Below are 13,604 nucleotides of genomic sequence, written 5' to 3'. Positions count from 1 at the left end.
CCCAGGTGGACGGCAATGGACAATCGGACCCAGCAGAATCCGGACTCGATCACACAGGCCATCGAAGAACTCGAACGGCAACTGCGCCGCATCAAGGACAGCAACTCCGAGTTGCTGGCGCTGGCCACCGGCCAGTCAGTGCCTCTGGAGCAATCCCGGGTACTGCCCTTCCCCCGCCGGCGGGAACGGCCAATGGGCGAAGGCGCCGGCAATGCCGTGCTGATGGATTACCTCTACGGCATCGAAAGCACCTTGCCCGCGCTGCTGCCCGACGGGCCCACCGACGAGCTGTTCCGCTACGCCAGCTCCGCGCCAGCCGCGCGGGCCCTGCGCTCGCGCCGCCAATTGCTGGCACGGGAGATCGACCGCACCTGCGAGCAGCTCAGCGGCCAGGCGCGCATCCTCTGCGTGGGCTGCGGTCACCTGCGCGAGGCGGACCTTTCGCGGGCCCTGCGCGACGGGCACTTCCGCGAGTTCGTGGCCCTCGACACCCATCTGCAGTCGCTGCAGACCGTGGAGTCCTGCTACGCCTCGCAAGGCGTACGCGCCTTGCAATGCTGTCTCGACGAGCTGTTCTACAGCCGGACCGACCTGCGTCATTTCGATCTGATCTACTGCGCCGGGCTCTATGAAGTCCTCAACGACCAGGACGCCAGCGACCTCACCCGCAACCTGTTCGCCCGACTGCTGCCGGGCGGGCGCCTGCTGCTGAGCAACTTCCTGCCGGGAATACCGGATATCGCCTACCTGGAAGCACTGCTGGACTGGGAGCCGCACTACCGCAGCGACACCGAGCTGCTCGAGTTGTTGCAGGGGATCGCCTACAACGACATCAGCCACACGCGGGCCTTCCACGACCTGGGCAACTGCGTAGGCTTCCTCGAAGCCACCCGCTACGGCTGATCAGTTCTGCTGCAGATGGCCATACAGACGGGCATAGAGCCCGCCTTCGGCGATCAGCTGCTGATGGTCGCCATCCTCGGCGATACGCCCGCCATCGAACACCAGCACCCGGTCAGCCTGCTTAACCGCCGACAGGCGGTGGGCGATGATCAGCGTGGTGCGCCCCTCGAGGAAACGCCCCAGTGCCTGGTGCAAGGCGTACTCGGTGGCCGCGTCCAGTGCCGAGGTCGCCTCGTCGAGGATCACCACCTTGGGCTCGGCCAGCACCATGCGGGCGATGGCCAGGCGCTGCCGCTGGCCGCCGGAGAGACGCACGCCGGAGCGGCCCACCACACTGTCCAGCCCTTGCGGCAGAATGCGGATGGTGTCTGCCAGCTGCGCGACTTCCAGCGCGCGCCAGCAGGCTTCGTCGCTGCGTTCGCGGCCCATGGTCAGGTTGGCGCGCACCGTGTCGTTGAACAGCGCCGGGTGCTGCAGCACCACAGCCACATGCTCGCGCACGCACTCCAGGCCGATCTCCTCCAGCGCCACGCCGCCGTAGCGGATGCTGCCGGACTGTGGCTGGTAGAGGCCGAGCAGCAACTGCACCAGGGTGCTCTTGCCGCCGCCACTGGCGCCGACGATGGCGACCTTCTCGCCGGCGACGATGTCCAGGTCCAAGCCATCGAGCACGGGTTCGTCGCGGTAGGCGAAGCTCAGGTCACGCACCTGGATGCCGACGGTGCCCTGACCGACGAAGGGATCGCGGCGCGGCGGGTACTGCGGCTCGTCGGCGCGGGCCAGCAGCTCGTTGATGCGGGTCAGCGCGCCGCCGGCGGCGTAGAAGGCGTACTGCAGGTTCAACAGCTGCTCCACCGGGCCGATCATGAACCAGAGGTAGCTGAACACCGCCAGCATCTCGCCGATGGAGAGGTCGGAGAACAACACCGTGAGCATCGCGGCGGCGCGGAACAGGTCGATGCCGAACTGGAACAGCAGCCCGCTGGCGCGCCCGGCGGCGTCGCTCTTCCACTGCGAGGCGACGGCGTAGTCGCGCACCTCGCGGGCAGACACGCCGAGGCGGCCGAGGAAGAAGCCCTGGCGGTTGCCGGCGCGCACTTCCTGGATCGCTTCGAGGGTTTCGGTGAGGGCCTGGGTGAAGCGCGCGGTGCTGTCGTTCTCCAGCTTCTTCAGGTGCTTCACGCGCTTGCCCAGCTGCACCGTGGCGAAGATCACCAGCGGGTTGAACAGCAGGATCAGCAGCGCCAGCTGCCAGTGCATCCAGATCAGGATGGCGGCGGTGCCGCAGAGGGTCAGCAGCGCCACCAGGAAGCGGCTCAGGGTGTCGCCGACGAACTTGTCGAGGGTGTCCAGATCGGTCACCAGGTGCGCGCTGACCGAGCCGCCGCCGAGGGTCTCGTACTCGCTCAGGGCGATGCGCTTCAAGCGCTCGATCAGGCGCAGGCGGATGCGGTACACAAGGTCCTTGGACAGCCGCGCGAACAGGCGCGCCTGCAGCACGTTGAAGACCAGCGCGCAGCTTCGCAGCGCCAGGGTCGCCAGCAGCATCAGGCCGATGTAGCCGGCCGGCTTGTGCCAGGCCTGCGGCAGCCACTGGTTCATCACCCGCAGCGCGGCGTCGCCCTTGCCCAGCAGCACTTCGTCCACCAGCAACGGCAGCAGCAACGGGATGGGTACGCTGCAGGCGGTGGCCAGCACGGCGACGAGGTTGGCGAGGAGCAGGGCCTTGCGGTGATGGAAAGCGAGCCGGCGAATCTCCACCCAGCTCAGGCGGTCAGCGGACAGCTCAGGCATGCCGCCCGCGCTCCAGCCAGCGCTCCAGCAACGGCGCCAGTTCACTCAGCGGCTGGTAGCCGTTGGTCAGCAGGGCCAGCTGGCCATCGCGCTCGGCCAGTAGCGTGGGGAAGCCGGCGATGCCCAGGTCACGTGCCCAGGAGAAATCGGCGAGGGTCGCCAGGTGGTTTTCCTGGCTGTCGAAGGCTTCGGCGAACTCGATGCGCGGCAGGCCGACGCGCTCGGCCAGCTCGGTGAGCACGCTGGCCTGGGTCACGTCGCGGCCTTGGGCGTAGAACGCCTGCTGGATCTCGCCGACCAGCGCCCAGGCGCAGTCTTCGTCGAGGCGGCGGGCGGTAACCACCGCCCGGCAGGCCGGCTCGGTGTCGTAGACGAAACCATCGGGTAGCGCGCCTTCGAAGCGGAACGGCTGGCCGGTGGCGTCATGCACCGCGTGCCAGTGTTCGAGGATGTAGCGCTTGGTGGCCGGCTCCAGGGCCGCGCCCTGGCCGGTGCGCAGCCCGCCCATCACCAGCGCCAGCGGCACGCCGGCGGCGCGCGCCTGCTCCACCAGCTCCCGCGCAACCGGAGCGAAGCCCCAGCACCAGGAGCACATCGGGTCCATCACATAGAGCAGGCGGCTGGTCATGGATCAGTTCTCCGCGCGGGGGTCACGGCCAATCGGGTGCGGCTGGTTGCGCTCGCGCGCCAGCTCGATCTGCTTTTGCCGCTCACGGGCGCTGGCACGGGTCTTCTCCGGCAGCGAATCCCAGCAGTGCGGGCAGCTGATGCCCGGCGCGTAGTGCTCGGAGGCACGGTCCTCGACGGAGATCGGGTTGCGGCAGGCATGACACTGATCGTAGTCGCCTTCGGAGAGGTCATGGCGCACGGTCACGCGGTTGTCGAAGACGAAGCAGTCGCCGCGCCAGAGGGTCTCGGCCTCGGGCACCTCTTCCAGGTACTTGAGGATGCCGCCCTTGAGGTGGAACACCTCCTCGAAGCCTTCGCTGAGCATGTAGCTGGAGGCCTTCTCGCAACGGATACCGCCGGTGCAGAACATGGCGACCTTCTTGTGCCTGGCCGGGTCGTAATGCTCGCGGATGTAGTCGGGGAATTCGCGGAACGACTTGGTCTTCGGGTCGATGGCGCCTTCGAAGGTGCCGATGGCCACTTCGTAGTCGTTGCGGGTGTCGATCAGCAGCACTTCAGGATCGGAAATCAGCGCGTTCCAGTCCTTGGGTTCGACGTAGGTGCCGACCTTGGAGTTGGGGTCCACGCCCGGTACGCCGAGGGTGACGATTTCCTTCTTCAGCTTCACCTTGGTGCGGTAGAAGGGTTGCTCGTCGCAGTAGGACTCCTTGTGGTCCACGTCGGCCAGGCGCGGGTCGTTGCGCATCCAGGCCAGCAGGCCGTCGATGCCGGCGCGGGTGCCGGAGACGGTGCCGTTGATGCCCTCTTCGGCGAGCAGCAGAGTGCCCTTCACGCCGTTGTCCAGCAGGCTCTGCAGCAGGGGCTCGCGCAGGGCGACGTAGTCGGGCAGGGAGACGAACTTGTACAGCGCCGCGACGACGATTCTTTCGGTGGTCATGCATCACTCCAGTGGTCGCCCGCGTAAAGGGCGGACCGGCTTCTTTGAAACGACAACAAAAAAACTGAAAACGACAGCGCCGGCAAAGGCCGGCGCTGGGTGTAGCATTCTACCGGAGCGGGACGAGGCCCGCATCCTGCCGCCGATCAGAGCGGCGCGTAGTCAATGCAGATCGTGCTTGCTGCCGCCACGGCAGGTCGGCGACTCCGGTGCCGCGCCCTGCCCGGCCCACTCCTCGGGGGTGTAGGTGTGCAGGGCCAGGGCATGGAACTGCCCCATCAGGTCGCCGAGGGTGGCGTAGACCTTCTGGTGCCGCTTCACCGCGTTCAGCCCGGCGAACACCGGGCTGACGATCACGGCCTTGTAGTGCGTTTCCTGCCCGCGGCTGTGCATGTGGCTCTCGTCGAGCACCTCCAGGTGCTGTGGTTCGAGGGCGCCCAGGGCGGATTGGATACGGTCACGCATGCTCATGTCGGGTCTCGCTGGCAATCAGGCAGTCAATACAGGTCGGGATGATCAGGGCTTCTTGGCCGGAGCGGCCGGGGCTTTCACGCCCAGTTCCTTGTCCATGTCAGCCATCAGCTTGTTCACCGGCTCCACGGCGGTCTGCAGCTTGGCCTGGGTCAGCTGGGCGGATTCGGCGGTCAGGCGCGGCATCTTCTCCAGCATCTTGCGGCCCACCGGCGAGGCGTAGAAGTCGTTGATCTGCTTGAGCTCGGACTCGCTGAAGTTGCTGGTGTAGAGCTTGACCAGCTCAGGCTTGAGCTTGTCCCAGCCCACCGCGCGATCGAGCTCGGCATTGGCCTTGGCCTGATAACGCTCCAGCACCGGCTTCTTGCTCTCGGGGGCGTTGGACTGGGCGAAACGCTGGGCGAGCATCTGCTGGACCTGCGCATAGACCGGCACGGTGAGCTTGTCGGCGTGAACCTGCTTGAGGAATTTCTCCGCCTCGGTGTTGGCGTCGGCCAGGGCGATAGAGCTGAAGCCCACCAGTAGAGCTGCGGTGCAGAGAGTACGAAGAGCGGTCATGGGGCAGTCCTTGAGTCTGAAAGTGTGTCCGGGTGGGACCCGCCATTCTGCGCCTAAGTTCGGAAAGTGCTCAAGAGACCGCCGAACTGCACGGAAGTGACCCTCATCCCTTGTCGACTATTCGGCAAACCGGCATGCTGCATCGCGTTGCCACATGGATGTGTCCAATGAATACCTTTACCTACGTGCCGCCGTACGCGAACTCGCCGCCCCTGTGCGATCCACGGGGCCGCCTGAACGACGCCGCCATCGGCTGGTCGAGCCGACCGCAGACGGTCTGCAGCCTGCCGGGCAATCCGGGACGCCGCAAACGCTGGAACCACTGGTGCATCAACGCACCGGGCTGGATGCTCTCGCTGACCATCGCCGACCTCGATTACCTGGGCTACGGCGCCATCTACTTCCTGGACCTGGAAACCGGCCGCTCGGTGCACCGCACCCAGATCACGCTGCTGGGCCGCGGCTGCACGCTGCCCGACGTGCCCAACCAGAGCCACAGCTTCCAGCATGGCGACTTGCGCCTGAGCTTCGTCGAGCAACCCGGCCAGCTGCGTATCACCGCCAGCGCCCCCGACCTCGGCGGCCAGCCGCTGGACCTGGCGCTGGAAGTCCAGCGCCCCGCCCACCTGGAGTCGGTCAATCTGGTCGTGCCCATGGCCGGCCAGTGCTTCCACGCCTGCAGCCGACAGATGGGCCTGCCGGTGCGCGGCAGCCTGCAGCTCGGCCGTCGCGTATACCCGTGCAGCGCCGGCGAGAGCTTCGCCGCCCTGGATTTCGGCCGTGGCGTGTGGCCCTTCCGCACCCACTGGACACGCGCCGCCTTCGCCGGCCCCGGCGGCATCGCCGGCAACTTCGGCAGCGGCTGGACGGATCACACCCCGCTCAAGGAAAACGCACTGTGGTTCGGCGGCGAGCTGCAGCGCCTGGAGCACGACGTCGAGATCCACCAGGCGCCCCACGATCCCCTGGCGCCGTGGCGCCTGCGCAGCCCCTGCCAGCGGGTCGACCTCACCTTCACGCCGCGCAAGCTGCACCGCGCCTGCCCACGCCTGGGGCCGCTGTTCGCCGAGACCAGCCAGTGGTTCGGCCACTTCGACGGCTCCCTGCGCAGCCTGGACGGCGAGCATGTGCCGGTGCGCGAAGCGCTGGGCTGGGTCGGCGCAACCCAGGCACGCTGGTGAAACCCCTCTATCACGGCAATTGAACAGGGGCTGTTGATGTTTTGACGCGAGCCGCGTTGCCGCGACAAATCACGCCAGGCTAGACGTGGGACGACGGCAATGGCATTCCCTTGTCTAGTCCCGCAACGACGCATGGCGTGATTTGCCGCGCAACCCGAAGGGACGGGCCGCATTTTGCGCAGCGCTTCGTTGCTCATCATTCATTTGGAATGACCAAACCACACGATTCGCGCCTCGCCCTGCGCAAAATGTGGCGCCGTCGCGGCCGCGTCAAAACATCAACAGCCCCTGATTCGGAACCCGGAGCGCCGACAACGGCCTAAACTGGCCGAGTCATTCCAGGAGGATCGCACCATGAGCCGCACCGAAACCGACAGCCTCGGTCCCATCGACGTCCCCGACGATGCCTATTGGGGGGCGCAGACCCAGCGTTCGCTGGAAAACTTCGCTATCGGCGGGCAACGCATGCCACTGGCCGTGGTGCATGCCCTGGCGTTGGTGAAAAAGGCCGCGGCCCGCGTGAACGCACAGCTGGGCGAGCTGCCGGAGAACATCACCAGCCTGATCGAAGAGGCCGCCGATGAAGTCCTCGCCGGTGAGCATGACGACCAGTTCCCGCTGGTGGTCTGGCAGACCGGCAGCGGCACCCAGAGCAACATGAACGTCAACGAAGTGATCGCCGGGCGCGCCAACGAGATCGCCGGCAACGGCCGTGGCGGCAAGAAGCCGGTGCACCCCAACGACCACGTCAACCGCGCGCAAAGCTCCAACGACAGCTTCCCCACCGCCATGCACCTCGCCGCCGCCCGCGTCGTGCATGACGACCTGCTGCCGGCCATCGCCGAGCTCAGCGGCGGCCTGGCCCAGCAGGCCGTGCGCCACGCGACCCTGGTGAAGACCGGCCGCACCCACCTGATGGATGCCACGCCCGTCACCTTCGGCCAGGAGCTTTCCGCCTTCGTCGCCCAGTTGGATTACGCCGACCGCGCCATCCGCGCGGCCCTGCCGGCCGTCTACGAGCTGGCCCAGGGCGGTACCGCCGTCGGCACCGGGCTGAATGCGCCGAAGGAGTTCGCCGACGCCATCGCCGCCGAGCTGGCCGACCTCACCGGCCTGCCCTTCGTCTCCGCGCCGAACAAGTTCGCCGCCCTCGCCGGCCACGAGCCGCTGGTGATCCTCTCCGGCGCCCTGAAGGCCCTGGCCACCGCGTTGATGAAGATCGCCAACGACCTGCGCCTGCTCGGCTCCGGCCCGCGCGCGGGCTTCGCCGAGGTGAAGCTGCCGGCCAACGAGCCGGGCTCCTCGATCATGCCCGGCAAGGTCAACCCGACCCAGTGCGAGGCCCTGTCGATGCTCGCCTGCCAGGTGTTCGGCAACGACGCGACCATCACCTTCGCCGCCAGCCAGGGCCACCTGCAGCTGAACGTGTTCAAGCCGGTGATCATCCACAACCTGCTCGAATCGGTGCGCCTGCTCGCCGACGGCTGCCGCAACTTCAACAGCCACTGCGTGGCCGGCATGGAGCCGGATGCGGCGAAGATGCGCGAGCACCTGGAGCGCGGCCTGATGCTGGTCACCGCGCTGAACCCGCACATCGGCTACGACAAAGCCGCCGAGATTGCCAAGAAGGCCTACGCCGAAGGCAAGACCCTGCGCGAAGCGGCGTTGGAGCTGGGCTGCCTGACCGATGCCGAGTTCGACCAGTGGGTACGCCCGGAAACCATGCTGGAGGCGGGGCAGAATGGTTGATGTGGCCAAGTCCGGGGCTACGCCCATCGAGGGCGACGGCAAGCGCGTGTTGTTGGTGCTCGGCTCGCCAAAGCCCGGCGGCTTCTGTCATGCAGTGGCGGAAGCTTACGCCCAGGGCGCCCGCGCCAAGGGCCATGTGGTGCACACCCTGAAGCTCGGCGAGCTGAACTTCGACCCCGTGTTGCGCGGCGGCTACGAGCAGGGCCAGAACCTGGAACCCGACGTGCTCGAAGCGCAACGGCAGATCCATTGGGCGCAGCACCTGGCGTTCATCTATCCGGTCTGGTGGGGTGGCCTGCCGGCGCTGTTGCAGGGCTTCTTCGACCGCGTGCTGCAACCGGGCTTCGCCTTCCGCTACCGCTCGGCCGAATCCCGCGAGTTCGAACCGCTGCTGGGCGGGCGCAGCGCCGACCTGCTGGTCAGCCACGACCAGACCCACTGGCACTACCGCCTGCGCCAGGGCGCCCCGGCGCATCGCCAGATGACCCGCTGCATCCTCGCGCCCTGCGGTATCGAGCTGCACCATCTGGAGGAGTTCAGCCCAATCCGCGGCTCCAGCGAGGAGCAGCGCCAGACCTGGCTGCGTCGGGCGGAGCAGTTGGGCACGCAGGCCTGAATCGCAGGAGGGCGGTCCGCCGCCCTCCACTTCGGCGCCATCAGTTTTTTTCCGACGGTATTCGGAAATCACCTACACCCTCACCTTCAACCGCTTCCCTAGCATGCGCACTCCCCAATTCCGGGGCCTTTCTTGCCTCTGGAGGCAGCATGCTTCGCAAACTTTCCGCCGAAATGATCGGCACTTTCTGGCTGGTTTTTGGTGGCTGCGGCAGCGCCATCTTCGCCGCCCACGCCATTGGCGTACTGGGCGTTGCCCTGGCCTTCGGCCTGACCGTGGTCACCATGGCCTATGCCATCGGACCGATATCCGGTTGTCACCTCAACCCCGCCGTCAGCCTCGGCCTGTGGGCCGGCGGTCGTTTTCGCACCGCTGAGCTGATCCCCTACATCGTTGCCCAGGTGATCGGCGCGATCGTTGCCGGCGCCGTGCTGTACTACATCGCCAGCGGCAAGCCGGGCTTCGACGCCCTGGCCGGTTTCGCCGCCAACGGCTTCGGCGAAGGCTCGCCGACCGGCTACAGCATGGTTTCGGCGCTGGTGACTGAAGTGCTGCTGACCGCGTTCTTCCTGTTCGTGATCATGGGCGCCACCGACAGCAAGCTAGCCCCGGCGGGCTTCGCGCCGATCGCCATCGGCCTGACCCTGACGCTGATCCACCTGATCAGCATCCCGATCGACAACACCTCGGTGAACCCGGCGCGCAGCCTGGGCGTGGCGCTGTTCGCCGACCCGCTGTTCATGAAGCAGCTGTGGCTGTTCTGGGTCGGCCCGCTGGTGGGCGGCGTGATCGGTGCGCTGGTCTACCGCATGGTGCGTCCGGCGGCCTGAGGCACCGAGATCATCTGAATACGAGACTGGCGCCTGACGGCGCCCGTTTTCGTTGGCGGTTACCGAGCCCCAAAGGCGTAGGGCGTATAACGCTCCGCGTTATACGCCGTTTGACCGTGGCCCCAGTGTGCTTCGAGCTCATCTCCGGCGCGCCGGCAAGCCGAGGAGTAACGGCGTACAACCGCGAACGGTTGTACGCCCTACGGATGCGCCTACCAACGGTCCGTGGTTCAGGAAACTCAGGTATCCGCCAGGCGCTGCCGGCGGGCCCGGTAACTGCGCAGCAGCGAGGGTGCCAGGGCGGTCAGCGCCGAGCCGCTCACTACCAGCAGCGCGCCGGCGTAGGCCAGGCGGTTGAGGTTTTCCGGGTGCACGTAGTCGGGCCACAGCGAAGCCGCCAGCGCCACCGAGGCGAAGGTCACCAGCGGTGTGATGGCGAGCGTGGCGCTGACGCGGGACGCCTCCCAATGCGCCAGGGCCTCGGCGAAGGCGCCATAGGCGACCAGGGTGTTCAGGCAGCAGGCCAGCAGCAGCCAGCCCTGCAACGGGCTCAGCTGCAACGCCTCCAGCGGATGCGCCCAGGGCGTGAGCAACGCGGCGCAGCCCAGGTAGATGACCATCATCACCTGCACCGAGGTCCACTGCGTCAGCAACTGCTTCTGCGCCAGGCCATAGGCGGTCCAGATGAACGCGGCGAACACCACGATCAGCACGCCGGTGGTGTAGTTGCCCAGCGAGCCGAACAGCTCCGCCAGGCGCTGGTTGAAGAACAGCCCGAAACCCAGCAGCAGCACCGCAAGCCCGAGGCCCTGGCCGACGCTGAAACTTTCCTTGAACACAAACAGGCTGCCCAGCAGCAGGAGGATCGGCGCGATCTGGATCACCAATTGCGTGGTGCCGGGCGTGAGCATGCGCAGGCCGATCAGGTAGAACACATAGTTGCCGGTCAGGCCGAGAATGGCCGCCAGCACCAGCCCCGCGCCGCGCCGGCCGATGGGGCGCAACGCCGGCAACTGGCGGGTCAGCGTCAGGTAGACGAGCAGCACGCCGCCGGAGACCACCAGGCGATACCAGGTCACGGTGACCGGGTCCATGGTCTTCAGGACTTCCTTGAGCTTGATCGGCAGGATGCCCCAGAGCACGGCGGTGATCAGGGCGAGAAACAGGCCGAATTGCCAGCGGCCGGAGGAAACGTGCATGGGAGCCTCGACGCGTGTGCGGTTCGCCATGCTAAGTCATGGCGGTATCACGCCATAGGAACAGTTGCGCTACGCAACTGTTCCGGTCGCCCGGCGACAACGCCGCGTCGCTCCCGGTCAAGGCGCTAGATCAGCGTAGACAGTCGCAGCAGCCACCAGATCAGGATCAGCAACTGGACGAAGAACCCGGCAAAGCGAATCCACACCGCCAGCGCCGAGGTGCTGATCAGGTGCACCACCGACTGCGCGATGCGCGCGCCCAGCAGGGCCGGAGCCAACGGATCGGTCACCAGGGTCTGGCCGGTGACCATCGCGTAGAGCAGCACGGCGGCGAACAGCGGCACATTCTCCACGCAATTGGCGTGGGCCCGCGCCAGGCGCTGGCCGAAAGCGCCGGGGGTATTGCTGCCGTCGGCGGCGAAGGCGTTGACCGCCATGCGCCCGGACATCACCAGCAGGCCGCGCTGGTTGACCAGCAGCAGGACCAGCAGCACGGTCCAGGCGACCAGGCCGAGCAGGGTGAAGGCGGAGGAACTCAGGGGCATGCGGGACTCCTTTTTTTTGTTGGTTTGCGCGGGAGTCTAGGGAAAGTGGAGCAATTGCTCTAGCCAATGCTTACAGGTCCAAAGGTGAGCCAGTTGATGTAGGAGCGAGCTTGCTCGCGAACATGCCCAACTCCAGAGCTGCCGGGGAATGTGTTCGCGAGCAAGCTCGCTCCTACGAAGAGCTCAAATGAAAACGGGCAGCCCGTCGCCGGACTGCCCGCCCTCCTCTGCCGCCGCATTCAGAGCTTGGCGATGGACACCTCGGTGGACTTCACGAAGGCAATCACCTCGCTGCCGATGCCGAGTTCCAGCTCGCGCACGGAACGGGTGGTGATCACCGAAGTGACGATGCCGGCGGCGGTCTGCACGTCGATTTCCGACAGTACCGGGCCTTCGATGATTTCCTTGATGGTGCCTTTGAACTGGTTGCGGACGTTGATGGCTTTGATGGTCATGGCATTTCTCCTTGGGGAATGGCGTTACACGATTGGACGTTGGATCAGAGCGCCCAGCGCAGTTGCGTGGGCAGTGGGGATACGGGGTCCGGTTCGGGCGGCTGCGCCGGCAGCGACAGCACGCGTTCGAGCACCTCGACTTCCAGCGCGGCCAGGCGCGCCGAGCCACGGGCGCGCGGCCGAGACAGTTCGACGTTGAGGTCCAGGCCGATCTCGCCGTCCTCGATGAGGATCACCCGGTCGGCGACGGCCACGGCCTCGCTGACGTCGTGGGTGACCAGCAGCACGGTGAAGCCATGCTGCTGCCAGAGGCGCTCGATCAACTGCTGCATCTCGATGCGGGTCAGGGCATCCAGCGCACCCAGCGGCTCGTCGAGCAGCAGCAGGCGCGGCTGGTGGATCAGGGCGCGGGCCAGGGCCACGCGCTGCTTCTGGCCACCGGACAAACTGGCCGGCCACTCGTTGGCGCGGTCGGCCAGGCCCACGGCCTCCAGCGCGTCCAATGCCTGCTTGCGCCAGTCGCCTTTCAGGCCGAGGCCAACGTTGTCGATCACCCGCTTCCAGGGCAGCAGGCGCGAATCCTGGAACATCAGGCGAGTTTCCTCGCGGGCGCTCTCCAGCGGCGCCGCGCCGGCCAGCAATTGGCCGGCGCTGGCGTTGTCGAGCCCGGCCAGCAGGCGCAGCAAGGTGCTCTTGCCGCAGCCGCTGCGGCCGACGATGGCGACGAACTGGCCGGCGGGAATGCGCAGGTCGATGCCCTTGAGCACCTCGCGCTCGCCGAAGCGCTTGACCACGCATTCCACCACCAGCGGAATGCCTTTCTTGAGTTGCTGAGGCAGCTGCTTTTGAGACAGAGAGTTCACGGCGTTCATGCCGCACCTCCCTTGCTCTGGTAAGCCGGGTGCCAGCGCAGCCAGATGCGTTCCAGGCCACGGGCGGCGAGGTCGGCGAGCTTGCCGAGCACGGCGTACAGGAGGATCGCCAGCACCACCACGTCGGTCTGCAGGAACTCCCGGGCGTTCATCGCCAGGTAGCCGATGCCGGAGTTGGCGGAGATGGTCTCGGCGACGATCAGGGTCAGCCACATGAAGCCCAGGGCGAAGCGCACGCCGACCAGGATCGAGGGCAGCGCGCCGGGCAGGATCACCTGGCGGAACAGCGCGAAGCCGGACAGCCCGTAGCTGCGCGACATTTCCAGCAGGCCCGGATCGATGTTGCGGATGCCGTGGTAGGTGTTGAGGTAGATCGGGAACAGGGTGCCGAGGGCGACCAGGAAGATCTTCGCCGACTCGTCGATGCCGAACCACAGGATCACCAGCGGGATCAGCGCCAGGTGCGGCACGTTGCGGATCATTTGTACCGAGCTGTCGAGGAAGCGCTCGCCCCATTTCGACAGGCCGGTGATCAGCCCCAGCACCAGGCCGATGCTGCCGCCGATGACAAAGCCGACGGCGGCGCGCCAGGTGCTGATCGCCAGGTGCTGCCACAGCTCACCGCTGACCACCAGGTGATAGCCGGCTTCGGCCACGGCGCTGGGCGCCGGCAGGATGCGGCTGGACAGCCAGCCGGTCGCCACGGCCAGTTGCCAGATCAGCACGAGGGCCACCGGCAGGGCCCAGGGCGCGAGGCGCTGGGCGAGGTTGTTGGTAACGCTCATCTCTTCTCTCCGAATGCTTCGTAGGGCGCATGAAGCGGCACGCTTCATCCGCCGTTCAGGATCGACGGCGGATAACGCT

At 66.8% G+C, this 13,604-nt stretch carries 14 protein-coding genes and 1 pseudogene; 5 read left to right on the top strand and 10 right to left on the bottom strand.

What is annotated here, in order from left to right; genetic code table 11:
• Positions 1-15: 15 nt before the first annotated feature.
• Positions 16-903 carry a class I SAM-dependent methyltransferase gene (locus tag ACNFBT_RS03195; RefSeq protein WP_416746379.1) on the top strand — a complete coding sequence of 296 codons (888 nt, stop codon included), beginning with the start codon at positions 16-18 and terminating at the stop codon, positions 901-903.
• On the opposite strand, the gene ACNFBT_RS03190 is transcribed toward ACNFBT_RS03195, so the two are convergent.
• The 5 genes and pseudogenes from ACNFBT_RS03190 to ACNFBT_RS03170 all read right to left on the bottom strand — a co-directional run bounded on the left by ACNFBT_RS03190 (position 904) and on the right by ACNFBT_RS03170 (position 5,339).
• On the bottom strand, positions 904-2,697 hold the full coding sequence (locus ACNFBT_RS03190; protein WP_416746377.1) for an ABC transporter ATP-binding protein: 1,794 nt from the start codon (positions 2,695-2,697) through the stop codon (positions 904-906). It lies immediately after the preceding gene.
• On the bottom strand, positions 2,690-3,325 hold the full coding sequence (locus ACNFBT_RS03185; protein WP_416746375.1) for a DsbA family protein: 636 nt from the start codon (positions 3,323-3,325) through the stop codon (positions 2,690-2,692). Before ACNFBT_RS03185 ends, ACNFBT_RS03190 begins: the two co-directional genes overlap by 8 nt.
• 3 nt (positions 3,326-3,328) lie before the next feature.
• A complete protein-coding gene (locus ACNFBT_RS03180; RefSeq protein WP_416746373.1) occupies positions 3,329-4,264 on the bottom strand; it encodes a rhodanese-related sulfurtransferase in 936 nt (311 codons plus the stop codon).
• Positions 4,265-4,426: 162 nt separating this feature from the next.
• Complete coding sequence (locus ACNFBT_RS03175) at positions 4,427-4,735, bottom strand: BolA family protein (protein WP_416746371.1); 309 nt, start codon at positions 4,733-4,735, stop codon at positions 4,427-4,429.
• 45 nt (positions 4,736-4,780) lie between these two features.
• A pseudogene (locus ACNFBT_RS03170) lies at positions 4,781-5,339 on the bottom strand (DUF2059 domain-containing protein).
• A 121-nt stretch (positions 5,340-5,460) separates the two neighbouring features.
• On the opposite strand from ACNFBT_RS03170, the gene ACNFBT_RS03165 reads away from it, so the two are divergent.
• From ACNFBT_RS03165 to aqpZ, 4 genes are all read left to right on the top strand, one after another.
• Positions 5,461-6,474: a DUF2804 domain-containing protein gene (locus tag ACNFBT_RS03165; protein ID WP_416746369.1), complete on the top strand. Its 1,014-nt coding sequence runs from the start codon at positions 5,461-5,463 to the stop codon at positions 6,472-6,474.
• Positions 6,475-6,828: 354 nt separating this feature from the next.
• Positions 6,829-8,223 carry a class II fumarate hydratase gene (locus tag ACNFBT_RS03160; RefSeq protein WP_416746367.1) on the top strand — a complete coding sequence of 465 codons (1,395 nt, stop codon included), beginning with the start codon at positions 6,829-6,831 and terminating at the stop codon, positions 8,221-8,223.
• A complete protein-coding gene (locus ACNFBT_RS03155) occupies positions 8,216-8,839 on the top strand; it encodes an NAD(P)H-dependent oxidoreductase (protein WP_416746365.1) in 624 nt (207 codons plus the stop codon). Before ACNFBT_RS03160 ends, ACNFBT_RS03155 begins: the two co-directional genes overlap by 8 nt.
• Positions 8,840-8,988: 149 nt before the next feature.
• Complete coding sequence (gene aqpZ / locus ACNFBT_RS03150) at positions 8,989-9,669, top strand: aquaporin Z (RefSeq protein WP_416746363.1); 681 nt, start codon at positions 8,989-8,991, stop codon at positions 9,667-9,669.
• A gap of 239 nt (positions 9,670-9,908) precedes the next feature.
• On the opposite strand, the gene ACNFBT_RS03145 is transcribed toward aqpZ, so the two are convergent.
• From ACNFBT_RS03145 to ssuC, 5 genes are all read right to left on the bottom strand, one after another.
• Positions 9,909-10,868 (bottom strand): DMT family transporter, encoded by a 960-nt coding sequence (locus ACNFBT_RS03145; RefSeq protein WP_416746361.1) that lies wholly within the window; start codon positions 10,866-10,868, stop codon positions 9,909-9,911.
• A 125-nt stretch (positions 10,869-10,993) separates the two neighbouring features.
• A complete protein-coding gene (locus tag ACNFBT_RS03140; protein ID WP_416746359.1) occupies positions 10,994-11,413 on the bottom strand; it encodes an MAPEG family protein in 420 nt (139 codons plus the stop codon).
• 239 nt (positions 11,414-11,652) lie between these two features.
• The gene (locus ACNFBT_RS03135; protein ID WP_003455791.1) at positions 11,653-11,868 is read right to left on the bottom strand and encodes a TOBE domain-containing protein; all 216 of its coding nucleotides are present in this window, start codon (positions 11,866-11,868) and stop codon (positions 11,653-11,655) included.
• A gap of 44 nt (positions 11,869-11,912) precedes the next feature.
• Positions 11,913-12,740, bottom strand: a complete 828-nt coding sequence (ssuB, locus tag ACNFBT_RS03130; RefSeq protein ID WP_416746356.1) for an aliphatic sulfonates ABC transporter ATP-binding protein — start codon at positions 12,738-12,740, stop codon at positions 11,913-11,915.
• Positions 12,737-13,525 carry an aliphatic sulfonate ABC transporter permease SsuC gene (gene ssuC, locus ACNFBT_RS03125; protein WP_416746354.1) on the bottom strand — a complete coding sequence of 263 codons (789 nt, stop codon included), beginning with the start codon at positions 13,523-13,525 and terminating at the stop codon, positions 12,737-12,739. Before ssuC ends, ssuB begins: the two co-directional genes overlap by 4 nt.
• Between the last annotated feature and the right edge of the window lie 79 nt (positions 13,526-13,604).

The sequence above is a fragment of the Pseudomonas sp. NY15181 genome (genome assembly GCF_048068055.1).
Lineage (GTDB): Bacteria > Pseudomonadota > Gammaproteobacteria > Pseudomonadales > Pseudomonadaceae > Pseudomonas.
Note: the sequence above shows the minus strand (reverse complement) of the source record. Positions and strands in the feature narration are given on the sequence as shown.